Below are 25,296 nucleotides of genomic sequence, written 5' to 3'. Positions count from 1 at the left end.
GCTTGAGTTCTAATTAAAAAGTGGGGGCGCGATACAGGTCGTAGGTCTGGCGGATCATCAACGCGGCGCTGAAGCGCTCGCGGACGATGCTGCGCCCTTCGCTGCCGAGGTCGAGCAACCGCGGCTTCTGGATTATCGTCAACACATCGGCCAGCGCCTGGTGATCCCCACTGGGGAAGACGTAGCCGGACACCTCGTTGGTGACCAGTTCGGGTAACGACGTGCAGTTGCTGGCAATCACCGGCAAGCCCATGGCCATGCCTTCGAGCGGCACCATCGCAAAGCCTTCCCAGCGACTCGGGACGATCAACGCATCGGCCTTGCGGTACAGCACCTGGACTTCGCCAGGCGTCACCCACGGCAGGTATTCAACCCCTTCCATCGGCGGGCACTCGACCGAATCCTCGTTCACGGCGCTGCCAACCACCGTCAGTTTCAGATCACTGCGCTGGACTTTGGCGAAAGCCTTGAGCAGCACGTCGAAGCCTTTCTGATAATCGAGACGGCCGACAAAGAGCAGATGAATCGGCTCGGGACTGTTGGCTTTGGGCGCGTCATCCTTGTGATGAATGCCGTTGTAGATCAGCTTCATGCGCTTGCGCTCAATGCCGAATCGCGCGGCCTTGTCGAGCTCGTACTGGCTGACGCAGATGATCACGTCGGTGACCTTCTGCAGTGCCCGCTCGATCCACGCGTAGGCTTTCTGTTTGGTCGGAGAGCTTTCCATCAGGAACGAAAAAGCATGCGGGCAGTAGACGATCTTCGGCTTGCGCCAAGGTCGCAACAGCACGCACACACAACGTCCGATAACCCCGGAAAAGGTGCTGTGCAAATGCACGACATCGGGTTTTTCCTTGAGCATCACCTGGGTCAGTCGCCAGGCGAAGCGCAGCAACGACGGCACATTGCGTCCAGTCCGGGTGAAGGTGCGGATCTGTTGCCCGGCAATCCCGTGCAGTTCCTTTTCCTGATCCTGCGGGACCAGATAGACCAGCTCATAGTTTGCCGCGTCGCCTTCGGGTGAAGCCGAGATCGTGCGGATCACCGTTGCGACGCCACCTTTGATCGTCTCTGCCACGTGCAGTATTTTTTTCACAACTCACCCACTTCAAACATGAAAGGACAACCGCTGACACTCAGGATTTGTCGGACGCGTATTCGTAGTTGTAATAGCCGCTGTTACCGTAATAGCTGGCCGCACGCTTCTCGACGCCGTTGAACACCGCACCCTTCAACTCGATGCCGTTCTGGGCGAATCGACGAATCGTCAGCTCGATCTCTTTGGCCGGGTTCACCCCGAAGCGCGTGACAATCAGGCTGATCCCCGCTTCGCGACCGACAATCGCCGCATCCGTCACCGCCAGCAGCGGTGGCGTGTCGATGATCACCACGTCATACAGCTCGCTGAGTTGCGCCAGCAGCTCACGAAAGTTGGCGTGCATCAGCAGCTCGGAAGGATTGGGCGGGACCTGCCCTCGACTGATGAAATGCAGGTTGTCGACTTCGACTCTGTTGATTGCCTGCTCGATGTTGCAGCGCTTGACCAACAGGTCCGACAAGCCATTGGTGATCGGTGTGTTCAGCGTCTTGTGCAGATGGCCTTTGCGCATGTCGGCATCGATCAGTACCACCCGCTGCCCGCTCTGCGCCATGACCGCCGCGAGGTTGGAGGAGACGAAAGTCTTGCCGACCTGCGGGCTCGGACCGGAAATCATGATCCGGTTGTTGGTCGAATCCAGCCCCGCAAAGTGCAGGCAGGTGCGCAAACTGCGGATCGACTCGATGGAAAGGTCCGTCGGGTTACGCAGGGCCAACAGGTACGCGGGCTTGTCCGCCCCATCCCGGGCGCGAACTTTTTTGCTGTCCTCTTCCTGTTGCAAGACGCTGTAGGGAATCGACGCGTACACCGGCAAGCCGAGTTGCTCGATGGCCTCCGGACCTTCCAGGCCCCGGCTCAGGGATTTACGCAGCAACACCAGCGCAACGCCGAAAAAGGCGCCGAGGAAGGTGGCAATCAGAACGATCAAGGCTTTTTTCGGTTTGACCGGGCTGGTCAGGTCGACATCCGCGGTGTCGACCAATCGCACGTTGCCCACAGCCCCCGCCCGGACGATGTCCAGCTCCTGGGATTTGTTCAGCAGTTGTGTGTAGATCTGCGACGCCACTTCCACGTCGCGGGTCAGGTTCAGCAGCTCCTGTTGCGTCGCAGGCAGGTCCTGGGCCTTGCCCTCCAGCGCCTTCTGCTGCTGGGTCAATTCGCCGATCTGGGTCATCAGCGCACGGTACGCCGGGTGCTGCCTGGTGAACTTGCGATCCATCTCCGCCTGTTGCATTTTCAGTTCGGAGATACGGGTGTCCAGACTGACAACCTGTTCCAGCACCGATTGGGTTTCGAGGGAAATGTTGACCGTCTTGCCACGGGTTTGATAACCGTTGAGCGCATCGCTGGCCTTGGCCAGGTCACGCTTGACCTGCGGCAACTGACCTTGCAGGAACTCCAGACTCTGCGCCGCTTCCGCCGACGTGCGTTGCACATTCTGCTGCACATACAACGAAGCGATTTTATTGAGGATTTTCACTGCCTCGGCCGCATCGGTGCTGGCCAGGGCCAAACGGATGATCCCCGACTCCTTGCCTTGTTCGGAAATATCCAGCGCATCCTGGTAACTCTGGATGGTCACGATCCGTGGATTGCGCACCACTTCGAAGCGGGTGCCAGGGTTTGCCGACAGTTGAGCGACCTGCCCTTCTACATCGCCCTGTTTGAACGCTTCGCCGGCGACGCCTTCGACCAGCAAGTTGTCGTTTTCATCGAACAACTGGAATCGATGCTGCTCGCCGGCAATCAGCGTGAGTTTCTTGCCCAGCAGTTCTTTCGGCAGATTGAGCCGGTTGATCTCCAGGCGTTCTCCGCCCCAGGCGTAGCTGTTCAGGCCCAAACGCGGCGCCGCGACACTGAACTCGGTCTCGCCGCGATAACGCCGGGCAAGAAAACCGCCAATGACCGGGAAGGTTTTGGGGGTGACGTCGATATCAAGGCGAAGATCGTCGACCGTTTTGCCGATCACCGCGCGGGACTTGATGATGCCGATTTCGGTCACCGACGGCGATTGCCCGCCGAGCATGCTGTTGAGATCGGAGAACCCGAGCATGTCGTTCTTCTTCGGTTCAACCTGCACCAGCGCGTTCGCCAGGTACACGGGAGTCGCCAAAACCGCATAGGCAACGCCGGTCGCCATGAAGGCACCGGTGAGCGCGCCGATCAACCATTTCTGGTCGATCAAACTGCCAAATATGCCGAGAAGATCAATGCTGTCTTGATCGTTGTCACGGGTGCCGATTACTGACGGTAACTGCATAAGTCTGTTCTTACCATTCACTGATCTGAAGAATGTTCATCAATGTCCGAGGCGCTGCGCCCATGAGCTAACAGCATCTTCAATCAATGCATGGGCATGAATAAAAGCGGCCTTTCCTTGACGATACGGATCCTGTATTTCTCGCTCGCTCTGCCACTTACCGAGCAGAAACACTTTGCCCCTGGCATGAGAGGCAATCTTCAGTACTTGTTTTACATGCTCTTTTTCCATGACCAGAATCAAGTCTGATTCATTGACGATGTCCGGTGTAATTTGCCGCGCTTTAAACCCCTGGGCGTTGTGCCCGTGGTCTTCCAGAACCTGGAGGGCCGACGGTTCCATGGCCTCGCCAACCCGCGCGGCAAGACCCGCCGAGGTCACCGTGATCGCTGAAGGGGCCAGCGCGTTACGCAGCAAAGTTTCTGCTGTCGGACTTCGGCAAATATTGCCCACGCAGACAACAAGGATCTTTCTGAACAAGGTTACTTTCCCGCGCAATATCAATATGCCAACATTCCGAGTGGGCTTTACTGAACCCAAAAGACCTTGCGGCACTGAGAAATAGATTCGCCCTGTTAATACAAGTGCATTAAGTACCACAGCCCCCAAAAGCCACCCAACCAGAATTACCGGACCAAAAATAACTGTGATTTTCCGGAACCAACTACCTGACAAAAAATAACATTCGCGCACTTGGCACCCTCGCGAGCATCCAAATGAAAGTAACGAATCAACCATTGGAAAATGTCATTACCCGCCAGGAGTGCAGGCATGAAATCAGCACGCTTCAAACGGCTCACCGCTTCAACCCTGTTAATGCTGGGTGCAGCCAGTCAGGTTGACGCCAGTGACTTGTTCCCCCTGCTTGCCGCCAACAAAACCATCGGTGTCCAGGTGAAGATCCAGACCTTCTCCCCCACCGACGCCGAGCAGATCAAGGCCGCGGGCTTCGGATTCGTGCGCTTTGGCGTATGGACCAACAGCCTGGGCGGCGCGGCGTATCAAAAGCAGATCAGCGATGCCTTCGCCGCGGCCAAGTCCGCCGATCTGCCGGTACTGATGACCGTACGCTCGACCAAGGCGCTGACCTCCGCCCCCGACAACACCAGCGAACTCGTTGCTGCCGGCGAATCGTTCGCCAGTTCGGTGAAAGGGTTGGAGCAGTCATACAACGCGCAGCTCGTCGCCATTGAAATATGGAACGAACCGGACCTGGCGAAGTACTGGCCAACCCGAAATCTCGACACGACCTTTGTTCCGTTCATGAGTGCCCTGTGCAACTCGCTGCAGGACAAACCGCCATCGACGCCGCTGATCGGCTTTGGCTTCGCCCGCCCACCGAGTGCCGGCACGACGTCAGCATTGGCGTTGAAGAAAATCGTCAGTGAATACCCCCGATGCCTGAGTGCGATCTCTTATCACCCCTATGGCATGTCCGGCGCGCAGATCAGCAAGACCCAGGCGTTTATTCAGCAAAACTTCCATCTACCGGGGGTCATCAGTGAATGGGGTGTGCCTTCCCTCAGCTCCAACGGCGGGATCGAAGGGCAGGCCAGCAAAATCAGCACCTTCATCGCCGACGTCAAGAAGCTCGATATCCCGCTGACATCGATCTACGAGTGGAAAAACAGTGAAACGGGCAGCAACGACCGGGAAAGAAACTTCGGTTTCCTGACCTCCGACGGCCAAGCGAAACCGGCTAAAATGGCAGCCTCTACCCAGTTGAATCCGCGGTAGGACGTACATCCACGGGGTGCTGACGATCAGTTGCCTGGAACCTGTGCCGCGTTTCGGCATCGTATTCATCATTACCAGGCCCCGCCTTTCAAACAGCCGTTTTCAGGTTGTTGCCGCAGGGGCCGTCGATACACATACGCACCCTTGAGTGGCTGTCAGCGCTCGGGTAATGTCATCAGACCCATAGGACAGAGCACGCCCATGACTTCCAAGCTGGAACAACTCAAACAAATGACTACCGTGGTTGCCGACACCGGCGACTTCGAAGCTATCGCTCGCGTTAAGCCGGTGGACGCTACCACCAACCCTTCCCTGCTGCTCAAGGCCGCGGCCATTCCTGCGTATGCCGAGCTGCTGAACGCCAGCGTCAATGACTGCAAGGGCGATGTGGGCCTGGCCAGCGACCGTTTCGGCGTGGCCGTGGGCCAGGAAATCCTCAAAGTGATCCCGGGCCGTATTTCCACCGAAGTGGATGCGCGCCTGTCGTTCGACACCGACGCGATGTTGAAGCGTGCGCATCGCCTGATCGAGCTGTACGACAAGGCCGGTATTGGCCGCGAGCGCGTGCTGATCAAGATCGCGTCCACCTGGGAAGGCATCCGTGCTGCCGAGATCCTGGAAAAGGAAGGCATCCAGACCAACCTGACCCTGCTGTTCTCCTTCGCCCAGGCCGCCGCCTGTGCCGAAGCCGGGGTGTTCCTGATTTCGCCGTTCGTGGGCCGTATCTACGACTGGTACAAGAAAGCCAACGGCAACGACTACACCGGCGCGGATGATCCGGGCGTGCAGTCGGTGACGCGCATCTACAACTACTACAAGGCCAATGACTACAAGACCGTGGTCATGGGGGCGAGCTTCCGCAATCTCGGCCAGATCGAGCAACTGGCCGGCTGCGACCGCCTGACCATCAGCCCGGACCTGATCGACAAGCTGGCAGCGGATACCGGCAAGCTGGAGCGCAAACTGGCGCCGGGCCATGCCGGTGAAGCGCGCCTGAGCCTCAACGAGTCGCAGTTCCGCTGGTTGTCCAACGAAGATGCGATGGCGACCGAGAAACTGGCTGAAGGCATTCGTCAGTTCGCGCGGGATCAGGAGAAGCTTGAGGCGTTGTTGCAGGCCAAGCTGTGATCTGAGTGGGTGTAATGCAAAAAGGGCGAACCCTGGTGGGTTCGCCCTTTTTTGTATGTGTTTGGTGACTGTCAGGACGCCATCGCGAGCAAGCTCGCTCCCACAAGGGACTTGTGGGATGGCTGAAGTCGTGTGCTAAACAAGGGACCTGTGGGAGCGAGCTTGCTCGCGATGGGGCCAGCCCGGCCCACACCATTTCAAGGATCAATGCCGTTCGAGCGCATTCACCAGGTCATGGAAGGCTTCACGATTGGTGTCGTTCAGGCCCATGAGGATCTTGTGCGCTTCGAGCACTTTTATCCGCACCACTTCTTCCGACTGATCCTGGTCTGGCAGGTCGTCCAGGCATTCCGGGCATGGCACCGGTTTGTCGACGATGTTGAAGACCTGCTCGAAGCCCATGGACTGCAGCAGCCGCGTGATGTCTTCGTGGGTGGTGACGACCGTCGGCAGCAGGCCGACTTTCTGCCGCGACAGGATCGACAGTTTGGCCAGCAGGCCAAGCGTGGTGCTGTCGATGCTGCGGGTTTCGGTCAGATCGATCACGATCGAGTTGAAATTCAACGCGCTGAAGATCCGCTCAATAGTCGCATCCAACGCCGAACACAGGGTCAGGCGAACTTCACCGACGAACTTGAGGACGAAGGTGCCGTCCTGCTCGGCGAACTGGATTCTACCGGTACTCATCAAAGATTCCTGCTCAACACCAACAGGGCGATATCATCCGGCATCTCCCCTAGCGTGGCCAATCCAAAAACCTGCCGCAGCCCATCCAGGGTGCCGCCCGCAGCCTTGACCCGTTGGGGCAACGCCGCTTCTTTTTCTTTGAGTGTGGGTTCTGGCAAAAGATCCAGAATGCCATCAGACATCAGCGTCAGGCTGAACGTCGGTGGCAATTCCAGCACGTGGTCTTCGTAGGTGGCTTCGTTGAAAAGCCCCACCGGCAGACCACGCCCTTCCAGATAACTGACACTGTCTGGCGTGTACAACACTGGCAACGGCAGATGACCGCCGATGCTATAGGTCAACAAACCTGTCTCCTCGTCGATGACTCCACCGACCATTGTGACGTGTTTACCCAGCTTACAACTGATCAGGCCCCGGTTGATATGACCAAGAACCTCTGAAGGCTTGAATTCCGGTAAGGTGCCGCTGCGCTTGGACTCGAACAGCAGGCGCGTGGTCATGAACTTCAACAGCACGGTGACGAAGGCTGAAGAGGCGCCATGTCCGGAAACGTCCGCCAGGTAGAAGGCTACCCGGCGCTCGTCGACGCGAAAGTAGTCGACGAAATCACCCGACAGGTACAGCGACGGGATGATCTGGTGAGCGAACTTGAACTCGTCGATGGTCCACGGGCTGACCGGCAGCATGTTCATCTGCACCTGGCGACCGGCGTTCTGGTCTTCCTGGAGCAGGTTCAGGCTGGCTTCGAGCTCGCGGTTGGCCTTCTCCAGCTTCTCGCGGTAGCGCTGGTTCTCCAGCAGCAGGCGCGCACGATCCAGGGCCCGGCGCACAGAGTGCTCGAGCACGGCCAGATCTTCGAGAGGCTTGATCAGGTAGTCCGCCGCGCCCAGGCGCAGGGCTTCGACCGCGTCGTTCATCACGCCCGCACCCGACACCACGATCACCGGCGTTTGCGGCGACAGCTCGGTGACCTGGCGGATGAGTTCGAGTCCGCCCATCTGCGGCATGCGCAGATCGCAGATGACCAAGTCGGGCTTGTCTTGCTCGAATACCTGAAGACCCTGCTGGCCATTGCTGGCCTGCAAGACGCTGAAACCACTGTCTTCCAAATAGGCGGCGAGGCTCGCGCGCACTACTTCGTCATCATCGATTATCAGCAGCGTGGCACTGGTTTTTGGCATGTGGGCAAACGGCGCCAGAATTAGGTTGGCGTAGCAGGCGGGGATTTAGACCCGGCACTCACTACTGGATTCGCTTTCTAGCCTCTCTGTCGCACCGCTTTCGGGCATTTGCCCTACACACGTGTTCACCAGAGGTGCCCTTCTAAGGCGCAGACGGTACTCCCATCCGCGGGGCGTTTCAAGCTCACGCCGATGGTCGCTTGACGACTTTGCTTGTCAAATCACCGAGAGTTATAAGAACGGTCAAAACCGAAACCCAATGGAAGGATCCAACCCATGAGTCAAACCGCTCGGGACTACAGCGAAAAGCGTGATTTTCATCGGGCATGCGGGTCTGCGCAGGCAAAAAAAGGCGGCCTTGAGGGCCGCCTTTTTCAGTTTACCGGTCGGAATCAGAAATCGTCTTCAACCTGGCCGTCTTTCACCTTGAACTCGCGGTTCTGCAAGTACGCATTGCGGATGAAGGTGTACCGGTCGCCGCTGATCAGCTTCTCGCTCGACAGCAGGCTGGCACGGGTATCGATGATGTCCAGGGCGTAGAACGAGTTACGCACGGGCACGTCGTCTACGTAGCGATAGGGGGCCGTGTAGCTGTCGACGTACTTGGACGGCGCATCGCGCAAGGTGCTTGGGCCCAGCAGTGGCAGCATCACGTAAGGGCCGCTGCCGACACCCCAGTAACCCAGCGTCTGGCCGAAGTCTTCGTCATTGCGCTGCAGGCCCATCCTGGTGCCGACATCGATCACGCCCAGCAAGCCGAAGGTGGTGTTGAAAATGAGGCGTGCGGTATCAACGCCTGCGGCGTGAGGCTTGGCCTGGAGGATATCGTTGGCCAGGTTGCGCACATCACCGATGTTCTGGAAGAAGTTGTGGACGCCGTCCTCGACGAACTGCGGCGCTATGTACTGGTAGCCCTGGGCCAGCGGCTTCAGTGCGTAGGTGTCGATCACGTCGTTGAACTTGTAGATCGGGCGGTTGACGCTTTCCCAAGGATCATCTTCCGAGGCTGCCTGGGCAACGAACGGAACCAGCATCACACCGGCGGTTACACAAATCCTGGCTAGATGGTTGCTCCAGCGCATAGAAAAAAACTCCTTGGTTTGTACCGGCTCGGGCGCCTGGCCCGGGCAATAAGTGGGCAAGTATAAGACGTAAATGCCGTTTAAGGCACTTTGCACGAAACCGGCGCTACAGCAATCGTGCCAACTGTGAGCGATTCACATCCATGTCACTCAACTGTCACCGTCGCCCGCTAGCCTCGGGACTATTTCAGGGACGTCCATATGCCGCTCGCCGAAGCCATGCCGCAAACCGCACCCAGCCTGACCGCCGTACTGTTCGGCCTGAGTGGCTGCCTGGTGGATTTCGGCGCATACACGCATCGGCACGGCAGCCACTCGGCCGAGCACGCCGAAGCCACACCCGGCGCACTGGACAGCCTGCGCAGCTTGCAGCGCCAGCAAATCCCCTGCGCCTGGCTCGATGAACTGCCCCCTGCCCTCAGCCAATCCCTGGCCGCCGCGCTGCCGGACTGGATCAAACCTTCGCAACATCCGGCAACAAACAATCCATGGCCGGCCCCGAATGCCTGCTGGCAAGCCTTGATGAGCCTGAACGTCTCGCGACTCGACGGTTGTGTACTGGTGAGCGGCGAGCCCCGCCTGCTGCAAGCCGGGCTCAATGCCGGGTTGTGGACCATCGGCCTGGCGTCCTGCGGCTCGCTCTGCGGTTTGACGCCCCAGGAATGGCTGGCGTTGCCCCCGCAGGAACGCGACAGCAAACGCGCCAAGGCGACGATGCAACTGTTCGGCCTGGGCGTGCATTCGGTCATCGATCACCTCGGTGAACTCGACACCTGCCTGGCCGATATCAGCTTGCGTCGGCTCAAGGGCGAAAAGCCCTGACCGAGATCATGCACGTTGCGCGCGAGTGGATTAATCTAAAGGTCAGGCATCGACCTTTGGCTTGTCGCCATGGTCTATGCCAGTGCCTATCGATCAAAGAAGGAAGAACGCCATGCCTGCCCGCGAACTGCAAGAACAGCTCAATGCCCTGCGCGAGCAATTGGAACAGAATCCTCCGCTGTCCGAAAACGAACGCGCCGACCTGCACGAGCTCATGCAACAGATTGAATTGAAGCTTGAGCTGGAAACCAAAACCCAGGACTCCAGCCTTGCCGACGGCGTCAACCTGGCCGTGGAACGCTTCGAACTCGAACATCCGACCCTTGCCGGCACCCTGCGCAACATTGGGCAGGCCTTGGCCAACATGGGGATCTGAACCCACCAATGCCTCTGTAGGAGCGAGCTCGCTCGCGATGGAGTGTCAGCGACCTTGGCGTCGACTGACACACCATCGCGAGCAAGCTCGCTCCTACAGGGTTTCGTTACTGGCGGACCAGCCGATGATTCGGCAGCTGCACCTCTTCCGTGCTGCGATACGGGTTGATATCCAACCCGCCGCGCCGCACATAACGCGCATACACGGTCAGTTTCTCCGGCTTGAGCAACCGCTGCAGGTCGAGGAAGATCCGCTCCACACACTGCTCATGGAAGTCCGAATGCTGGCGGAAGCTGACGATGTACTCCAGCAGACTGGCGTGATCCAGCGCCGCGCCACGGTATTCCACCGCCACGCTGCCCCAGTCCGGCTGGCTGGTGACCGGGCAGTTGGACTTGAGCAAATGGCTGTGCACGCTCTCCTCGACAATGCGCGAATCATCGCAACGCAGCAGTTCCGGGCGTGGATGCTCGTAATTGCTGACGCTGATATCCAGTTCATCGATGCACACGCCCGGCAAGGCCACGACGCCTTCACTCTCGACATCCTTGAGACTGCGAATGCGCACGCCCACCGGCTTGCCGGCAGCCGCCGACAAGTCCTTGGCCAGCGTCACCTCAAGGCTCGCGGTGTCGGCAAACGGCGTCTGGTTCAGGGAGTTGAGGTAGAGCTTGAACGACTTCGACTCGATGATGTTCGGTGAATCCGCCGGGATGCTGAATTCGCCGATCGCCACTACGGGCTTGCCCGACGGCAACAGCCAGGACAGCTCGAAGCAGTTCCAGAAGTCCACGCCTTTGTACGGCAGGGTTTGCGCCGTCAGGCCCAGTTCCGCCCACTTCGCGGTGCGCGGGATCGGGAACAGCAGGGACGGCGTGTAGGTGGCGATGTATTCGCTGGACTTGCCCAGCGGCGAGTGTTCGGCTGCGGGATGCATGGCGGAAACCTGACTGAAGAATCAGCGGATTCTATCAGCCTTTGCTCCCGCCTTTGAGTGCTTACTGACTGACAGTCAGTTTGCCGACCATGCCCGCCTGGTAATGGCCGGGGATATTGCAGGCAAACTCCAGGTTGGTGGCCTTGTTGAAGGTCCACGTCAGCTCGGCGGTCTTGCCCGGCCCCACCAGTACGCTGTTGGGGTCGTCATGCTGCATGCCGTGGCCCATTTTGCCGTGATCCATGCCGGCCATGTCGCCGTGGTCCATGGCCTTCATGCCGGTCGGCGTCAGCATGCCGCTCTGCTGCATCTGCAACATTTCCTGCTGGTGTCTGGCGTGCATCGCCGCATCGCCGAGGTTGAACTCATGCAACAACTGGCCTTTATTGACCAGCACGAAGCGCACGGTTTCCCCGGCCTTGATGTCGATGGCCTTGGGCGTGAAGGACATGTCGCCCATGACCACCTCGACACTGCGGGTCGCCTTGGCCGCCGGGGCCGGCTGACCGAAATCGTAGCCATGCCCGGCGTCCGCCCACACCGGCGAACTCAGCGCCAGCAAACAGAGGATCTGCGCCACGGATTTGCGTAAAAACATCGTCATACTCCAACAAGATAAGGCTCAGCATGGGCAAAACTCTAAACTGCTGCCACTGCCCGCAACCTGACAGGCAGATTACAACTTTGTCAGGTTGCCCTGTATGAATGCTGCCCACGGTATAAAGCGTTCGTTCCATTTGCCAAGAGTCGCCCATGAAACTGCTGATTGTCGAAGACCAACCGAAAACCGGCCATTACCTGCGCCAGGGCCTGGCCGAGGCCGGGTTCAATACGGAACTGGTGGCCGATGGCACTACCGGCCAGCAATTGGCCCTCAGTGGTGAATATGCCTTGCTGATCCTCGACGTGATGCTGCCCGGTCGTGATGGCTGGCAGATTCTGCAGGCGGTGCGCAGCGCCGGCCTGGACACACCGGTACTTTTTCTGACAGCGCGTGACGCTGTGGAAGACAGGGTTCACGGCCTCGAACTGGGCGCCGACGATTATCTGGTCAAGCCGTTCGCCTTTTCCGAACTGCTGGCCCGGGTCCGCAGCCTGTTGCGTCGCGGCAGCGCCACGCCCCAGGAAACCAGCCTGCAACTGGCCGATTTGCGCCTCGACCTGATCCGGCGCCGGGTCGAACGCAGCGGCCAGCGCATCGACCTGACCGCCAAGGAGTTCGCCCTGCTGGAAATGCTCCTGCGCCGCCAGGGCGAAGTCCTGCCCAAGTCGCTGATTGCGTCCCAGGTCTGGGACATGAATTTCGACAGCGACACCAATGTCATCGAGGTGGCGATCCGTCGCCTGCGCCTGAAGATCGACGACGAATTCCCCAACAAGCTGATCCACACCGTGCGCGGCATGGGCTATGTCCTTGAAGAGCGCCCCGCCTGATGCGCCGACTGTCCTTGAGCAGCCGCCTGGCGCTGTTGTTTGCGGCGTGCACCGCCGTGGTGTCGTTGTTCGCCGGGGTGTTGTTCAGCCGCGCCAGTGAGGCGCACTTCGTCGAACTCGACCAGCAACTGCTGGACGGCAAGCTGATTGGCTTGCGCCGGGCCCTGCACGACCTTCAGTCGAGTGACAGCGAGGTGAAACTGGCCGAGGAGTTGAGCCGGCAGGCCGACCTGTCCCTGCGCATCACCGGCAGCGACGGCCAGCGCTGGTATGACAGCTCGACCCACATTCCCCAGGCATTGCCGAGCCAGCCCGGATTGTCGACGGTGAGTCATGAAGGCACGGACTACCGCGTGCTGAATGCGCCGCTCTTCGCGGACAAACCCGAATCGCCGCAACTGACCCTGCTATTGGACATCACCCACCACCAGCACTTCCTGCAGCGCATGCAACATTTGATCTGGCTGACTGTCGGCCTGTCAGCCCTGGCCACCGCACTGCTGGGCGCCTGGGCGGCACGCAGCGGCTTGCGCCCGTTGCGGCGGATCAGTGCGGTGGCCAGCGGTGTTTCCGCGCAATCGCTCAACTCGCGCCTGCCTGAAGAGAACATGCCACCGGAACTGGCGGAAATGGCCCACAACTTCAACGCCATGCTCGGACGCCTCGACGACTCGTTTCAGCGCCTGTCCGCGTTCTCCGCCGACATTGCCCATGAGCTGCGCACGCCACTGTCGAACCTGCTGACCCACACCCAGGTCACCCTCACCCGCCCGCGGCCCATCGAAGATTATCGCGAGGCACTGCACAGCAATCTCGAAGAGCTGCAATGGATGGCGCAGCTGGTCAACGACATGCTTTATCTGGCCAAGGCTGACCATGGCTTGCTGATGCCCAAACGCGAAGCGCTGGAACTGGCGGGAGAGGCGGATTTGCTGTTGGAGTTCTTTGCGCCGCTGGCGGAAGACGCGCGGGTGACGCTCGCCAGGGAGGGTCATGGGTGTCTGGAGGGCGACCGCAGCATGTTGCGGCGAGCATTGTCCAACCTGCTGGATAACGCGCTGCGTTTTACCCCCGCCGACGGCGAGGTCCGGGTCAACATTGTCGAGCAAGCGAATGGCCTGAGATTGAGCGTCGAAAACACCGGGAGCGGGATAGACGCACAGTTACTGCCGAAGCTGTTTGACCGCTTCTACCGCGCAGACCCGGCTCGCCGCGAAGGCAGCAGTGAACATGCGGGATTGGGGTTGGCGATTACCCAGTCGATCATCCGTGCCCATGGGGGGCAGATTCGTTGTGAATCGGAGAATGGGTGGACCAGGTTTGTGATCGAGTTGCCAAGGGGGGATTGAGGCCAGTAGTTCCGGCCTCATCGCGGGCAAGCCCGCTCCCACAGGGTCTGGGGGTGTTCATAAATACATGATTCAACCCGGTCTACTGTGGGAGCGGGCTTGCCCGCGATGGCGATATCAGGAATAGCGCAACGCATGAGCCGGCTCGATCTTCGCCGCCCGCCATGCCGGGTACACAGTCGCCAGGAAGCTCAGGATAAACCCGGCAGAGCAGATCAACGCCACATCCGCGCCTTGCAGCTCAGACGGCAGGTTGCTGACGAAGTACACGTCGGAACTGAAGATGTGCTGCCCGCTGACCCGCTCGATCCAGCCCACGATCTGGCTGACGTTCAGCGCGGCAATCACGCCCAACACACCGCCGATCAAGGTGCCGACGATGCCGATCACGGTGCCCTGCACCATGAAGATCGCCATGATCTGCCGTGGCGTGGCGCCGATGGTGCGCAGGATCGCGATATCCGCGCCCTTGTCGTTCACCACCATGATCAGGGTCGCAATGATGTTGAACGCCGCCACCGCGACGATCATCAGCAACAGCAGGCCGATCATGGTTTTTTCCATCTTCATGGCGCTGAACAAACTGCCCTGGGTGTGGGTCCAGTCGTCAGCCTTGTAGGCGGCGCCCAGGCCGGTGGCGATGTCGCTCGACACTTGCGGCGCGGCATACAGGTCCTTCACCGCCAGGCGCACGCTCTGCACCTGATTCGGCTCCCAGTGCTGCATCTGCGCGGCATCGGCCATGTGGATCAGCGCCATGGTGCCGTCCAGTTCGGCACCGACCTTGAACACGCCGACCACGTTCAGCCGTTGCATGCGCGGGGTGATGCCGCCCGGCGCATTGCTGACTTCCGGCACGATCAGGGTGATCTTGTCGCCGACGTTCAAGCGGAAGCGGCGCGCCGTGATCTCACCGATCACCACGCCGAATTCGCCCGGCTTCAGGGCCTCGAGACTGCCCTGGACGATGTGCTTGGCGACGATCGACACCTGGCCTTCCAGCGCCGGGTCGACACCGCTGACCTGGATGGGCTGCATCGTGCCCTTGTAGGACAGCATGCCTTCCAACTCGGTGAACGGCACCGCCGCCGTCACTTCCGGGTTTTTCATCGCCGCCGCGGCCACGGGTTTCCAGTCGTCAATCGGGTTGACGCCGACGATGGTGGCGTGCGGCACCATGCCGAGGATGCGCGAGCTCATTTCGCGCTGGAAGCCGTTCATCACCGACAACACCACGATCATCGCCAGCACGCCCAGGGCGAGGCCGATCATCGAGGTCATCGAGATGAAGGAGACAAAGCGATTGCGGCGCTTGGCGCGGGTATAGCGCGTGCCGATAAAGATCGATAACGGTCTGAACATTCGCTGGGGCACCGTATAGAAATAAAAGACCCGACGCCTTTCCGGGCATCGGGTTTCAGCCAATCAGATGGGCGTGAGGCAACCTTCCTGCAAGTGCAGGACGCGGTCCATCTGGCGGGCCAGGTTCATGTCGTGGGTCACCACCAGGAACGCCGTGCGCATCGAGGTGCTGAGCTCCAGCATCAAGTCCTGAATGCCCTGGGCGGTGTGGGAGTCGAGGTTGCCGGTCGGCTCGTCGAGCATCACCAGGCCGGGATTGTTCACCAGTGCGCGGGCGATGGCCACGCGCTGACGCTCGCCACCGGACAGTTCGGCCGGTTTGTGTTCCAGGCGATGGCCCAGTCCTACCCGCTCCAGCAACGCCGTGGCACGCTGGCGCGCTTCAGGGATCGCGGTCTTGCCGATCAGCAGCGGCATGCAGACGTTTTCCAGGGCGGTGAATTCCGCCAGCAGGTGGTGGAACTGGTACACGAAGCCGAGGGCGCGATTGCGCAGCAGGCCGCGCTTTTTCTCGCTCAGCGCCGACAGCTCTTCACCGTCGAGCCAGACGCTGCCCGTGGTCGGCGTATCGAGTCCGCCCAGCAGATTGAGCAAGGTACTTTTGCCCGAGCCCGACTTGCCGACGATCGCCACACGCTCACCCGGGTGCAACTCCAGTTGCAGGCCGGCCAACACTTCCACCGATTCCGGGCCTTCCTCGTAGGATTTGCCCAGGCTGCGGCAGCTCAAGATTGCTTTATCACTCATGCCCGACTCACTCATAACGTAGCGCCTCCGCCGGCTGGGTGCGCGCGGCACGCCAGGCTGGATACAGGGTGGCGAGGAAACTCAGGACCAACGCCGCGGAGCAGACCATGACCACGTCCTGGCTCTGCACCTGCGACGGCAGGTAATCGATGAAGTACACGTCGGCGTTGAGGAATTTATGACCGATCAGGCCTTCGAGGGCCGAGATCGCGGCACTGACATTCAGCGCGGCGAAGATCCCGACCACAGCACCGATCGCGGTGCCGACCACACCAATGACGGTGCCTTGCACCATGAACGTGCGCATGATCGTACCCGGCGTGGCGCCCAGGGTGCGCAGGATCGCGATGTCGCCCTTCTTGTCGTTCACCACCATCACCAGTGTTGAAATGATGTTGAACGCCGCGACAGCAACGATCAGCAGCAGCAACAGGCCGATCATGGCTTTTTCCATGCGGATCGCCTGGTACAGGTTGCCGTGGGTACGGGTCCAGTCGCGGGCGTAGAAACGGTCTTCGCCCAGGTCACGGGCGATGCTCCACGCGGTGCGCGGCGCCTGGAACAGGTCGTCGAACTTCAGGCGCAGGCCCTGCACCTGATCCGGTTTCCAGCGGTGCAGCCGGGCCAGGTCCTGCAGGTTGGTGACGCCCAGGTAGCCATCGAGCTCACCGGCGCCGACATGGAAGATGCCGACCACGGTAAAGCGCTTCATGCGCGGGAACATCCCGGCCGGGGTCACGGTGACTTCCGGCGCCACGAACGTCAGCTTGTCGCCGATGGCCGCGCCGAGCTTGGCCGCGGCCTTGTCGCCGATGACGATGCCGAACTCACCCGGCACCAGGTCGTCGAGTTTGCCCTGGGTCATGAAGTGATCGATGATCGAGACCTGGCGCTCCAGCGCCGGGTCGATGGCATTGAGCAGGACTTTCGAGACCTTGCCGTTGTTGGTCAGCAGCCCCTGCATTTGGGTAAACGGCGCCACGGCCGTCACCTGCGGGTTCTGCTTGACCTTGGCGGCCAGGCTTTGCCAGTCGCTGATCGCCTCGCCGGACTCGATGGTCGCGTGGGGCACCATGCCCAGCACGCGGGTGCGCATCTCATGATCGAAGCCGTTCATCACCGACAGCACCACGATCATCACGACCACGCCAAGGGCGAGCCCGATCATCGAAGTCAGGGAAATGAATGACACAAAATGATTGCGACGCTTTGCACGGGTGTAACGCGTGCCGATAAATACGAAGAGAGGTCTGAACATGTCGGGGCTTGTTCGGAGGGAAAAGGAACGTCCTTGTGGCGGGGGTCGATAACCAGCTTTACACTCAGACCACCGCCGCTACCATGGGTTCGCCATGTCGACATTAGATGAAGAAGATCGCCGCGAATACTACCGTATCGAGGATACGATCGCACTGGAAATTCGGCCCCTGTCCGCTGCTGAAGCCACAGGCCAGGAAGTGTTGCAGGATGCTTCCCCACTCTTCAACTTGCTCAGCGAACTGCACCTGAGCGAATTCGAGTCGCAACACCTGTTGCGCCAGATCAGCGAACGCGACCGCACGACCGCTGCATTCCTCAAATCCCAGAACAAGCGCATCGATTTGCTGAGCCAGGTCGTCGCTCTGACGGTGCTCGGGCAGATCGGCGAACCGCAGCCGGTGATCATCTCCGAAGGCGGCATCGACTTTCAGCATCCAACGCCCATCGCCGCCGGCGCACACCTGTCGGTCAAGCTGGTGCTGATGCCGCAAGCCCTGGGCCTGTTGCTGCGCGCTCGCGTCACCCATTGCGACCGCAAGGGCGATGGTTATGACGTCGGCACCGAGTTCGAACACCTGAGCGACGCCCAGCGCCAACTGTTGGCCCGCCACATCTTGCAAAAGCAGGCCCAGGAACGACGCCAGGCCCGCGAACAACTCGAATCAGGCAATTAAATTAAGGAAGAACCGTGACCCTCATCTACGGCCATCGCGGCGCCAAGGGCGAAGCACCGGAAAACACCCTGACCAGCTTTCAGGAATGTCTCAAGCACGGCGTGCGTCGCTGCGAACTGGACCTGCACCTGTCCAGTGACGGCGAGTTGATGGTCATCCACGACCCGACCCTCAAACGCACCACTGACCGTCGCGGCAAGGTCGTCGAACACACGGCGGCCGAGCTGGTGACCTATGACGCACGCAAGGGCGGCCCCGGCTGGATCAAGCCATGCCCGATCCCAACGCTGGAAGAACTGTTCGAGAAATGCGACTTCGATCACTGGCAACTGGAAGTCAAGAGCGCATCACGGATGCGTGCAGCGACCACCGTGCTGGCGATTCGCGAAATGGCCCAGCGTCATGGCCTGATGGACAAGGTGACCATCACCTCGAGTTCCCGTGAAGTGCTCAAGGCGGCGCTGGAGCTGGTGCCGGACGTATCCCGCGGACTGGTGGCCGAGTACGCCTGGCTCGACCCGCTGAAGGTCGCGGCCAGTTACGGCTGCGAGATTCTGGCGCTGAACTGGACCCTGTGCACGCCGGAACGCCTGCAAAAAGCGCAGCGTCAGGGGCTGCATGTGTCGGTGTGGACCGTCAACGAGCCTGCGCTGATGCGCAGACTCGCCGACTTCGGCGTTGACAGCCTGATTACAGACTTTCCCGGTTTGGCCACTGCCACGCTCGAGAATTGCTGAAATCGGTCTCCCCGGCCGGCTCAGGCCACCGGCCGGAGCCGCTCAAAAAAGCCGGTTGAGGCCGTCGTATGCAGCTACCCGATAGGCTTCGGCCATGGTCGGGTAGTTGAACGTGGTGTTGACGAAGTACTTCAGCGTGTTCAGTTCGCCCGGCTGGTTCATGATCGCCTGGCCGATGTGCACGATCTCCGACGCCTGATAACCGAAGCAGTGAACGCCCAGCACTTCCAGGGTTTCACGGTGGAACAGGATCTTCAGCATGCCTTGCGGCTCGCCGGCGATCTGCGCGCGCGCCATGCTCTTGAAGAACGCCTTGCCGACTTCATACGGCACCTTGGCCTGGGTCAGCTCCTGCTCGTTCTTGCCGATCGAGCTGATCTCCGGAATGGTGTAGATGCCGGTCGGCACGTCATTCACAAAGCGCCAGCTACCGTTATCGACGATGCTGCCAGCGGCCGAACGGCCCTGGTCGTGGGCGGCACTGGCCAGACTCGGCCAGCCGATCACGTCGCCGGCGCCATAAATGTTCTGGATGCCGGTGCGATAGTTTTCGTCGACTTCGATCTGGCCGCGGCCATTGACCTTCACGCCGATGTTTTCCAGACCCAGTTGATCGGTGTTGCCGGTACGACCGTTGCACCAGAGCAAGGCGTCGGCCTTGATCTTCTTGCCGGACTTGAGGTGCAGGATCACGCCGTTGTCCACACCTTCGACGCGGTCGTAGTCTTCGTTGTGGCGGACCGTGATGTTGTTGTTGCTGAAGTGATAGCTCAGGGCCTGGGAGATTTCCGAGTCGAGGAAACTCAGCAACTGGCCACGGTTGTCCACCAATTCAACCAATACACCCAGGCCGCTGAAGATCGAGGCGTATTCGCAACCGATCACGCCGGCGCCGTAAACGATGAGTTTGCGCGGGGTGTGGCCGAGGCTGAGGATGGTGTCGCTATCGTAGATGCGCGGGTGGTGGAAATCGATGTCCGCCGGGCGATAAGGGCGCGAGCCGGTGGCGATGATGATGTGCTTGGCCACCAGTTTCTCGACCACGCCGTTGGCGCAGACCACTTCGATGGTCTGCTCGTCGGCGAAGCTGCCGGTGCCGAAGAACACGTCGACGCGGTTACGGGCGTAGTAGCCGGTGCGCGATGCGACTTGCTTGGAGATGACTTTCTCGGCGCTTTTCAACACGTCCGGGAACGAGAACCAGCGCGGCTCACCAATGGCCCGGAACATCGGGTTGGTGTTGAACTGCATGATCTGCCGCACCGAGTGACGCAGTGCCTTGGACGGGATGGTGCCCAAGTGAGTGCAGTTGCCGCCGACCTGGCGACGGCTATCGACCATCGCCACCTTGCGCCCTGCCTTGGCGGCGTTCATTGCCGCGCCTTCCCCCGCCGGGCCGGAACCCAACACCACCACGTCGTAGTTGTAGACAGCCATGCGTACTCCTCAGAACAGGCCGCGGCGCCATCGGCACCTGCGGCTAAATCACGCCAATGCGTGGCATGAAGGAACAATTTGGGGCCAGTGCAGAACCCGGACACAGTCTATAGAAGCGTCAACGCCGCGCACATTAACCCTTGGTCGCGTCGTAGGCTACTTTTGCCTGCACTACAACGCCAGTTTTCAATGCTCAAATCGCCGAAATCATTCGGTTTTTTTACCACTGAGGCGTTCAAAGGCGTGACTGCTGCGTGTGACGAAACCTGTATCGGCACGAATCACAAAAAATGCGCCGATATCGTGTTTTTCAGCGTAGTCCCAACCGCGCTCCGGGCCGAGAATCAGCAACAGCGTCGATAAGCCATCGGCCATCAATGCTGAAGGATGAATCACCGTGACCGACGCCAGCTTGTGTGAGACCGGCGCACCACTGCGGGCATCGAAGGTGTGGGAAAAGCGCTGGCCGTCCTGCTCGAAAAAATTGCGGTAGTCGCCGGAGGTGGACAACCCGAAGCCGTCGACAGCAATGACCCGCTCGGCCACTTGCCGGTCATCCCGCGGTTCTTCCAGGGCGATGCGCCACGGCGAGCCATCAGCCTTGTGGCCTGACGCCTTGAGCTCCCCCGTCGCCTCGGCGAGGTAGTCATGGATGCCCATCGCCTCGAGTTTTGCAGCGATCGTGTCCACCGCATAACCGGCGGCGATACTGTTGAAGTCGACCTCGACGGCGGCGTCCTTGCACAACCGGTCGCCCTCGATACGCAAGTGCTGGTGACCGACGCGCTTGCGGGCTTCGGCGAGGGCTTCGGCGGTCGGGACCTTTTCCCCGCGGGCCTGCGGACCAAAGCCCCAGAGGTTGAGCAGCGGCTCCACCGTCAGATCGTAGGAACCGTCGCTTTGCACTGACAGTTGCTCGCCCACACGGATCAATTCGAGGATCGACGTCGGCATTGCCTGACAGCGGCTGGCCGGCAATGCATTGAAGCGCTCGATGTCCGAGTCACTGCGGTAGGTCGACATTTGCCGGTCGATGTCAGCGAGAATTTTTTCGACTTCAACGCGCACGTCCGCCTGAGCGGGAAGACCGGAGCGACGCACGTACTTGATCGAATAGGTGCTACCCATGGTGGGGCCGCTGAAAGATTCCATCGAGTCGCCATGGCCACAGCCAGACAGGAGGCAAATCAAAACCACAAGACCGCCCAGGCGCCTGCTCAATACATCCATCTCTTACAGCCCGCCCCGACATGGCCCCAAAGGCCGACCATTATGCACCACCCCCAAACCGGCTTACCGGCGAATACGCGAGGTGATTCTTTGTAGGAGCGAGCCTGCTCGCGATGGTCGTCAACGATAACGCTTGTTTACTGGTTAAACGCAGCGCTCTTGCTCCATCACTAACAAACTCGCTCCTACAAAATTCTTAGCTGAACAGTATTGGCTGCAAATGTTGGTCTTTTCACGGAGTCGCGGTATCTGTGACGCATTGTTTTAGTCGATCCGAATCCGTGCCGCTGCCTTCGCTGAGATCAATATCGCCGTTGGCATCGAGGTAAATATGCGTGTTGGTCCACGTCGGGGTTATCTTGACGCAATGCGCACGAATGTTCTTGCTCCACCAGGAAATCTCCATGAAAAACTTCTCATCAGGAAACAAAAAACCATGATCGCGTGTGCTGCTGCCAGGGGGCATACCACCTTTGTATATCCGGTGTTGTACATTCCAGATGAACCGCAATTCGTCTTCACCATTCTTGGAGTAATGAACTGTTGCGGCGGGCAGCACAATAATTTGCCAGAGGGCGATCAGCAGAAGAACCGCCAATGGCAGCAATAGTGGTATCAACAGAATCCATAGCCACCGAAGGTAACGCGACCGAGGTTTATTAGCAGGAATGGACACGGACTCCATCTCCCCAGTTTTCTGGAGCAATTGCCAACACTTCATTCACAACTATCTGCGCAGTTATCCCGCCATTAGGGTACTGGATGGCTAGCTTCGTGCCGATGCTGATCGAAACTCTATCAGCTACATCATCCCATGATCGTAGCTCCGTCCAAGGACTCGCTGTAGGTCGGGGACCGAGGCGCTTTCTTTCCTCTATTGGCTTTGTTAACGACTCCTTCACCTTACGCAGGGCGTCCGAAGCGATCTGTTCAGCTCCTGCTCCATCCAGCAGCACACTTTCTGAGAGACCACCTGCAATACCAACGTACCCATAGTGAATGTTCGACCAGATATCGTAGTAGTACTCGTACTTCCCTTGCTTGTGCCGGACGACACCGTTGTACATCGCCTCCAGTTTCGGCTTATGGTCCCACTCCATATTTTGACCCACCTGCTTCGTCCAGATCGCCATCGCCTCAAGCTTCTTCGTCCATGCGATGGTATTGAAGTTCGGTGGCCCCGCCAGTCTGGCGTACCAGGGTAGTTCCCGAAACTTCTTGGCAGCCGCATCGCTGTCGTAGCTGATCAACTCTTTCATTTTCAATACAGACGGATGTTTGATGTTTCGATTCATCTCGCCGGCGATGTAGGCGGCAAGCTCTTCCATTTGGTCTGGATGGTTACAGGCTGCGCCTCCATCAAGGTTGTCGAGTGGGGCAGCGACTTTTTCTGCAAGCCTTGGATCGTCCACCCCGGATTTCATCGCAAACCCGCTATCCGCTTGAGTCGTTGGCGACGCGGTGGCACGGGTGGTTTGCCGTGCAGGACTGGCTTCATTCCGATAGCTGGCGGTGAACACCGAGGGAATCAGTTGCGCTTTACAGGGGCAACCACTACGGCTATCCAGCGTGCCCGCCATGGCTTTGCCATGACTGATCATGTGTGAAATGCCACCGACGATTTTGTAAGTCTCGCCGTCCTTGCCACAGGTGACTCGATCACCATCACGGGCATGGGCAATGCCGTACATCATGATCCGGGTGTCTCCATCCAGGACCTTACCGCCACAGGTGGTCTTGTCGCCCAGGCCAATGTAATAACCCTTGCTCACTGTTGTTTCTCCTTTTTCATCCGGTCGCCCGCAATAATGCGGTGGACGCTAACAGCGTCGCGCCCCCAACAGCAGGGCCTACAGGGCGATCAGGAAATTTCGCCAAAAGAAAAAATCCATTTCCTACAAGAGTGCTTCTAAAGCGGATCTCTTCAGACAGAAAAACAAGAGGGCCGATAACAATCGGCAGGAAGAACGGCCTGTCGAACCACGCACACCCACAAGACATTGCGTCCATGCGGGGCGCACAAACAAAAACGCCCCGACCAAGGCCGGGGCGTTTCATGTGCAGCTAAAGGCTTAGCGCGGGAATGCTGGCGGGTTTACACCGGCCATGTCTTCCATCACGCGAACCACCTGGCAGCTGTAACCGAACTCGTTGTCGTACCAGACGTACAAAACAACGCGGTTATCCTGGGTGATGGTCGCTTCAGCATCCACGACGCCAGCGTGGCGCGAGCCAACGAAGTCGGTGGAAACCACTTCCTGGGAGCTCACGTAGTCGATCTGCTTGTGCAGGTCCGAGTGCATGGCCATCTGGCGCAGGTACTCGTTGATCTCTTCGCGAGTGGTGGCCTTTTCCAGGTTCAGGTTCAGGATGGCCATCGACACGTTCGGCGTAGGAACGCGAATCGCGTTGCCGGTCAGCTTGCCCTTGAGCACTGGCAGCGCCTTGGCGGCTGCGGTGGCGGCACCGGTCTCGGTGATGACCATGTTCAGCGGCGCGGCGCGGCCACGACGGCTGCCCTTGTGGAAGTTGTCGATCAGGTTCTGGTCGTTGGTGAACGAGTGAACGGTTTCGACGTGGCCGTTGACGATGCCGAACTTGTCGTTGACTGCCTTGAGCACCGGCACGATGGCGTTGGTGGTGCAGGAAGCCGCCGAGATGATCTTGTCGTCAGGGGTGATGTCGCCATGGTTGATGCCATGCACGATGTTCTTCAGCGCGCCCTTGCCAGGTGCGGTGAGGATCACGCGGGCAGCGCCCGGGCAGGCCAGGTGCTGGCCCAGGCCGTCGGCGTCACGCCATACACCGGTGTTGTCGACGATCAGAGCGTTTTCGATGCCGTACTGGGTGTAGTCGACTTCGGCCGGGCTCTTGGCGTAGATAACCTGGATCAGGTTGCCGTTGGCGGTGATGGTGTTGTTGGCTTCATCGATGGTGATGGTGCCATCGAACGGACCGTGAACCGAGTCGCGACGCAGCAGGCTGGCGCGCTTGACCAGGTCGTTCTCGGCACCCTTGCGGACAACGATGGCGCGCAGGCGCAGGCCGTCGCCACCACCGGTTTTCTCGATCAGGATGCGTGCCAGCAGACGGCCGATACGACCGAAGCCGTACAGGACAACGTCGGTGCCTTTGCGGGCGGAAGCGTTCTGCTGGCCAACCACGTCGGCCAGTTCTTCACGGACGAACTGCTCGGCACTGCGGCCATTGCCTTCGGCCTTGAATTTGGCCGCCAGCTTGCCCAGGTCCACCGAAGCGGCGCCGAGCTTGAGCTCGCTCATCGCCTTGATCAGCGGGAATGTTTCGTGGACGGACAGCTCACTTTCGTCGGACTGACGGTGACGGGCAAAGCGGTGCGCTTTGAGAATCGCAATGACTGAACGATTGATCAGGCTGCGGCCATAGATCGAGCTCACCACGTTGTTATTGCGGTAGAGCTGACCGATAAGCGGAATCATCGCTTCTGCGAGTGCTTCACGGTCGATCCATTCACCAAGACACTGGTCGGGCTTCTGAGTCACGGGAACCTTCCACATGTAGGGGCAGAAAAAAGGGGCTACATTATGCCGCCGAGTGACTGCGGTAGCAATGCGCGCCCGTCGTGCTTTACGTAACAATTCGTCGTTCAAAAAACTTACGCCTCGCGCAAACCCAATAAAACCGGGGCTTTCAGCGCAGTCAATTTTTTGGAGGTCACGCCCCCTTATCCGTAACCCTCCGTAACACTGGTTGTTTTTGCCACTACATATTCAATAAA

At 59.6% G+C, this 25,296-nt stretch carries 24 protein-coding genes; 8 read left to right on the top strand and 16 right to left on the bottom strand.

Annotated elements, in window-relative coordinates; translation table 11 throughout:
- Positions 1 to 13: 13 nt before the first annotated feature.
- Genes EI969_RS17350 through EI969_RS17340 form a run of 3 tightly spaced genes read right to left on the bottom strand, consistent with a single transcriptional unit; the run spans position 14 to position 3,839 of the window.
- The gene (locus EI969_RS17350) at positions 14 to 1,096 is read right to left on the bottom strand and encodes a glycosyltransferase (protein WP_160388857.1); all 1,083 of its coding nucleotides are present in this window, start codon (positions 1,094 to 1,096) and stop codon (positions 14 to 16) included.
- Between the two features lie 40 nt (positions 1,097 to 1,136).
- Positions 1,137 to 3,359, bottom strand: coding sequence for a polysaccharide biosynthesis tyrosine autokinase (locus tag EI969_RS17345; protein ID WP_160388856.1), 2,223 nt, complete (start codon positions 3,357 to 3,359; stop codon positions 1,137 to 1,139).
- A gap of 39 nt (positions 3,360 to 3,398) precedes the next feature.
- Complete coding sequence (locus EI969_RS17340; RefSeq protein ID WP_046038070.1) at positions 3,399 to 3,839, bottom strand: low molecular weight protein-tyrosine-phosphatase; 441 nt, start codon at positions 3,837 to 3,839, stop codon at positions 3,399 to 3,401.
- Between the two features lie 291 nt (positions 3,840 to 4,130).
- On the opposite strand from EI969_RS17340, the gene EI969_RS17335 reads away from it, so the two are divergent.
- Both EI969_RS17335 and tal read left to right on the top strand, forming a co-directional pair.
- Positions 4,131 to 5,096: a glycosyl hydrolase family 5 gene (locus tag EI969_RS17335; protein WP_160388855.1), complete on the top strand. Its 966-nt coding sequence runs from the start codon at positions 4,131 to 4,133 to the stop codon at positions 5,094 to 5,096.
- A gap of 201 nt (positions 5,097 to 5,297) precedes the next feature.
- Positions 5,298 to 6,224, top strand: a complete 927-nt coding sequence (tal, locus tag EI969_RS17330; RefSeq protein ID WP_150717082.1) for a transaldolase — start codon at positions 5,298 to 5,300, stop codon at positions 6,222 to 6,224.
- Between the two features lie 204 nt (positions 6,225 to 6,428).
- On the opposite strand, the gene rssC is transcribed toward tal, so the two are convergent.
- The 3 genes from rssC to EI969_RS17315 all read right to left on the bottom strand — a co-directional run bounded on the left by rssC (position 6,429) and on the right by EI969_RS17315 (position 9,174).
- The gene (gene rssC / locus EI969_RS17325; RefSeq protein ID WP_057715633.1) at positions 6,429 to 6,911 is read right to left on the bottom strand and encodes an anti-sigma factor antagonist RssC; all 483 of its coding nucleotides are present in this window, start codon (positions 6,909 to 6,911) and stop codon (positions 6,429 to 6,431) included.
- Positions 6,911 to 8,092 (bottom strand): two-component system response regulator RssB, encoded by a 1,182-nt coding sequence (gene rssB, locus EI969_RS17320; RefSeq protein ID WP_150717083.1) that lies wholly within the window; start codon positions 8,090 to 8,092, stop codon positions 6,911 to 6,913. The genes rssC and rssB overlap by 1 nt, the downstream gene beginning before the upstream one ends.
- A 392-nt stretch (positions 8,093 to 8,484) precedes the next feature.
- Positions 8,485 to 9,174, bottom strand: coding sequence for a VacJ family lipoprotein (locus EI969_RS17315; RefSeq protein WP_160388854.1), 690 nt, complete (start codon positions 9,172 to 9,174; stop codon positions 8,485 to 8,487).
- 201 nt (positions 9,175 to 9,375) lie between these two features.
- Here EI969_RS17315 and EI969_RS17310 point away from each other — a divergent pair, with 201 nt between their 5' ends.
- Positions 9,376 to 9,996, top strand: coding sequence for an HAD family phosphatase (locus tag EI969_RS17310; protein WP_160388853.1), 621 nt, complete (start codon positions 9,376 to 9,378; stop codon positions 9,994 to 9,996).
- Positions 9,997 to 10,108: 112 nt separating this feature from the next.
- Positions 10,109 to 10,372, top strand: a complete 264-nt coding sequence (locus EI969_RS17305; RefSeq protein WP_160388852.1) for a DUF4404 family protein — start codon at positions 10,109 to 10,111, stop codon at positions 10,370 to 10,372.
- 106 nt (positions 10,373 to 10,478) lie between these two features.
- Here EI969_RS17305 and queF read toward each other — a convergent pair whose 3' ends face one another.
- Together queF and EI969_RS17295 are read right to left on the bottom strand one after the other, a co-directional pair.
- On the bottom strand, positions 10,479 to 11,309 hold the full coding sequence (queF, locus tag EI969_RS17300) for an NADPH-dependent 7-cyano-7-deazaguanine reductase QueF (RefSeq protein ID WP_154860629.1): 831 nt from the start codon (positions 11,307 to 11,309) through the stop codon (positions 10,479 to 10,481).
- Positions 11,310 to 11,370: 61 nt separating this feature from the next.
- Entirely contained in the window at positions 11,371 to 11,907 is a 537-nt protein-coding gene (locus tag EI969_RS17295) for a plastocyanin/azurin family copper-binding protein (protein ID WP_160388851.1), read from the bottom strand.
- Between the two features lie 155 nt (positions 11,908 to 12,062).
- Here EI969_RS17295 and EI969_RS17290 point away from each other — a divergent pair, with 155 nt between their 5' ends.
- A complete protein-coding gene (locus EI969_RS17290; RefSeq protein ID WP_008053332.1) occupies positions 12,063 to 12,743 on the top strand; it encodes a heavy metal response regulator transcription factor in 681 nt (226 codons plus the stop codon).
- Positions 12,743 to 14,092: a heavy metal sensor histidine kinase gene (locus tag EI969_RS17285; protein WP_160388850.1), complete on the top strand. Its 1,350-nt coding sequence runs from the start codon at positions 12,743 to 12,745 to the stop codon at positions 14,090 to 14,092. Before EI969_RS17290 ends, EI969_RS17285 begins: the two co-directional genes overlap by 1 nt.
- 117 nt (positions 14,093 to 14,209) lie before the next feature.
- On the opposite strand, the gene EI969_RS17280 is transcribed toward EI969_RS17285, so the two are convergent.
- The 3 genes from EI969_RS17280 to EI969_RS17270 form a co-directional block, all read right to left on the bottom strand.
- On the bottom strand, positions 14,210 to 15,454 hold the full coding sequence (locus EI969_RS17280; protein ID WP_160388849.1) for a lipoprotein-releasing ABC transporter permease subunit: 1,245 nt from the start codon (positions 15,452 to 15,454) through the stop codon (positions 14,210 to 14,212).
- 63 nt (positions 15,455 to 15,517) lie between these two features.
- A complete protein-coding gene (gene lolD / locus EI969_RS17275; protein ID WP_178120709.1) occupies positions 15,518 to 16,201 on the bottom strand; it encodes a lipoprotein-releasing ABC transporter ATP-binding protein LolD in 684 nt (227 codons plus the stop codon).
- Between the two features lie 7 nt (positions 16,202 to 16,208).
- On the bottom strand, positions 16,209 to 17,459 hold the full coding sequence (locus EI969_RS17270; RefSeq protein ID WP_160388848.1) for a lipoprotein-releasing ABC transporter permease subunit: 1,251 nt from the start codon (positions 17,457 to 17,459) through the stop codon (positions 16,209 to 16,211).
- A gap of 94 nt (positions 17,460 to 17,553) precedes the next feature.
- Here EI969_RS17270 and EI969_RS17265 point away from each other — a divergent pair, with 94 nt between their 5' ends.
- Together EI969_RS17265 and EI969_RS17260 are read left to right on the top strand one after the other, a co-directional pair.
- Positions 17,554 to 18,135, top strand: coding sequence for a PilZ domain-containing protein (locus tag EI969_RS17265; protein ID WP_160388847.1), 582 nt, complete (start codon positions 17,554 to 17,556; stop codon positions 18,133 to 18,135).
- A 14-nt stretch (positions 18,136 to 18,149) separates the two neighbouring features.
- Positions 18,150 to 18,872 (top strand): glycerophosphodiester phosphodiesterase, encoded by a 723-nt coding sequence (locus tag EI969_RS17260; RefSeq protein WP_110659754.1) that lies wholly within the window; start codon positions 18,150 to 18,152, stop codon positions 18,870 to 18,872.
- A 42-nt stretch (positions 18,873 to 18,914) separates the two neighbouring features.
- Here the strand turns inward: EI969_RS17260 and sthA are convergent, their stop codons facing one another.
- From sthA to EI969_RS17235, 5 genes are all read right to left on the bottom strand, one after another.
- Entirely contained in the window at positions 18,915 to 20,309 is a 1,395-nt protein-coding gene (sthA, locus tag EI969_RS17255; protein WP_053161582.1) for a Si-specific NAD(P)(+) transhydrogenase, read from the bottom strand.
- Between the two features lie 207 nt (positions 20,310 to 20,516).
- Complete coding sequence (locus tag EI969_RS17250) at positions 20,517 to 21,539, bottom strand: FAD:protein FMN transferase (RefSeq protein ID WP_160388846.1); 1,023 nt, start codon at positions 21,537 to 21,539, stop codon at positions 20,517 to 20,519.
- Between the two features lie 232 nt (positions 21,540 to 21,771).
- The gene (locus tag EI969_RS17245) at positions 21,772 to 22,215 is read right to left on the bottom strand and encodes a hypothetical protein (protein ID WP_371925986.1); all 444 of its coding nucleotides are present in this window, start codon (positions 22,213 to 22,215) and stop codon (positions 21,772 to 21,774) included.
- Positions 22,199 to 23,311 (bottom strand): polymorphic toxin type 44 domain-containing protein, encoded by a 1,113-nt coding sequence (locus tag EI969_RS17240; protein ID WP_371925985.1) that lies wholly within the window; start codon positions 23,309 to 23,311, stop codon positions 22,199 to 22,201. Before EI969_RS17240 ends, EI969_RS17245 begins: the two co-directional genes overlap by 17 nt.
- A gap of 300 nt (positions 23,312 to 23,611) precedes the next feature.
- Positions 23,612 to 25,075 (bottom strand): glyceraldehyde-3-phosphate dehydrogenase, encoded by a 1,464-nt coding sequence (locus tag EI969_RS17235; protein WP_160388845.1) that lies wholly within the window; start codon positions 25,073 to 25,075, stop codon positions 23,612 to 23,614.
- Positions 25,076 to 25,296 lie beyond the last annotated feature (221 nt).

It is taken from the genome of Pseudomonas sp. PB101 (assembly GCF_009764265.1).
Taxonomy (GTDB): Bacteria; Pseudomonadota; Gammaproteobacteria; order Pseudomonadales; family Pseudomonadaceae; genus Aquipseudomonas.
The sequence above is the reverse complement of the archived record's forward strand: the minus strand, read 5'-3'. Positions and strand labels throughout refer to the sequence as shown.

Coding starts and splice junctions, on each gene's coding strand:
- EI969_RS17335 (WP_160388855.1), top strand. CDS start 4,131: ATGAAATCAGCACGCTTCAAACGGCTCACCGCTTCAACCCTGTTAATG.
- EI969_RS17280 (WP_160388849.1), bottom strand. CDS start 15,454: ATGTTCAGACCGTTATCGATCTTTATCGGCACGCGCTATACCCGCGCC.
- lolD (WP_178120709.1), bottom strand. CDS start 16,201: ATGAGTGATAAAGCAATCTTGAGCTGCCGCAGCCTGGGCAAATCCTAC.
- EI969_RS17315 (WP_160388854.1), bottom strand. CDS start 9,174: ATGCGCTGGAGCAACCATCTAGCCAGGATTTGTGTAACCGCCGGTGTG.
- tal (WP_150717082.1), top strand. CDS start 5,298: ATGACTTCCAAGCTGGAACAACTCAAACAAATGACTACCGTGGTTGCC.
- EI969_RS17265 (WP_160388847.1), top strand. CDS start 17,554: ATGTCGACATTAGATGAAGAAGATCGCCGCGAATACTACCGTATCGAG.
- queF (WP_154860629.1), bottom strand. CDS start 11,309: ATGCATCCCGCAGCCGAACACTCGCCGCTGGGCAAGTCCAGCGAATAC.
- EI969_RS17235 (WP_160388845.1), bottom strand. CDS start 25,075: ATGTGGAAGGTTCCCGTGACTCAGAAGCCCGACCAGTGTCTTGGTGAA.
- EI969_RS17250 (WP_160388846.1), bottom strand. CDS start 21,539: ATGGATGTATTGAGCAGGCGCCTGGGCGGTCTTGTGGTTTTGATTTGC.
- EI969_RS17290 (WP_008053332.1), top strand. CDS start 12,063: ATGAAACTGCTGATTGTCGAAGACCAACCGAAAACCGGCCATTACCTG.
- EI969_RS17295 (WP_160388851.1), bottom strand. CDS start 11,907: ATGTTTTTACGCAAATCCGTGGCGCAGATCCTCTGTTTGCTGGCGCTG.
- EI969_RS17285 (WP_160388850.1), top strand. CDS start 12,743: ATGCGCCGACTGTCCTTGAGCAGCCGCCTGGCGCTGTTGTTTGCGGCG.
- EI969_RS17310 (WP_160388853.1), top strand. CDS start 9,376: ATGCCGCTCGCCGAAGCCATGCCGCAAACCGCACCCAGCCTGACCGCC.
- EI969_RS17305 (WP_160388852.1), top strand. CDS start 10,109: ATGCCTGCCCGCGAACTGCAAGAACAGCTCAATGCCCTGCGCGAGCAA.
- sthA (WP_053161582.1), bottom strand. CDS start 20,309: ATGGCTGTCTACAACTACGACGTGGTGGTGTTGGGTTCCGGCCCGGCG.
- EI969_RS17270 (WP_160388848.1), bottom strand. CDS start 17,459: ATGTTCAGACCTCTCTTCGTATTTATCGGCACGCGTTACACCCGTGCA.
- EI969_RS17345 (WP_160388856.1), bottom strand. CDS start 3,359: ATGCAGTTACCGTCAGTAATCGGCACCCGTGACAACGATCAAGACAGC.
- rssC (WP_057715633.1), bottom strand. CDS start 6,911: ATGAGTACCGGTAGAATCCAGTTCGCCGAGCAGGACGGCACCTTCGTC.
- rssB (WP_150717083.1), bottom strand. CDS start 8,092: ATGCCAAAAACCAGTGCCACGCTGCTGATAATCGATGATGACGAAGTA.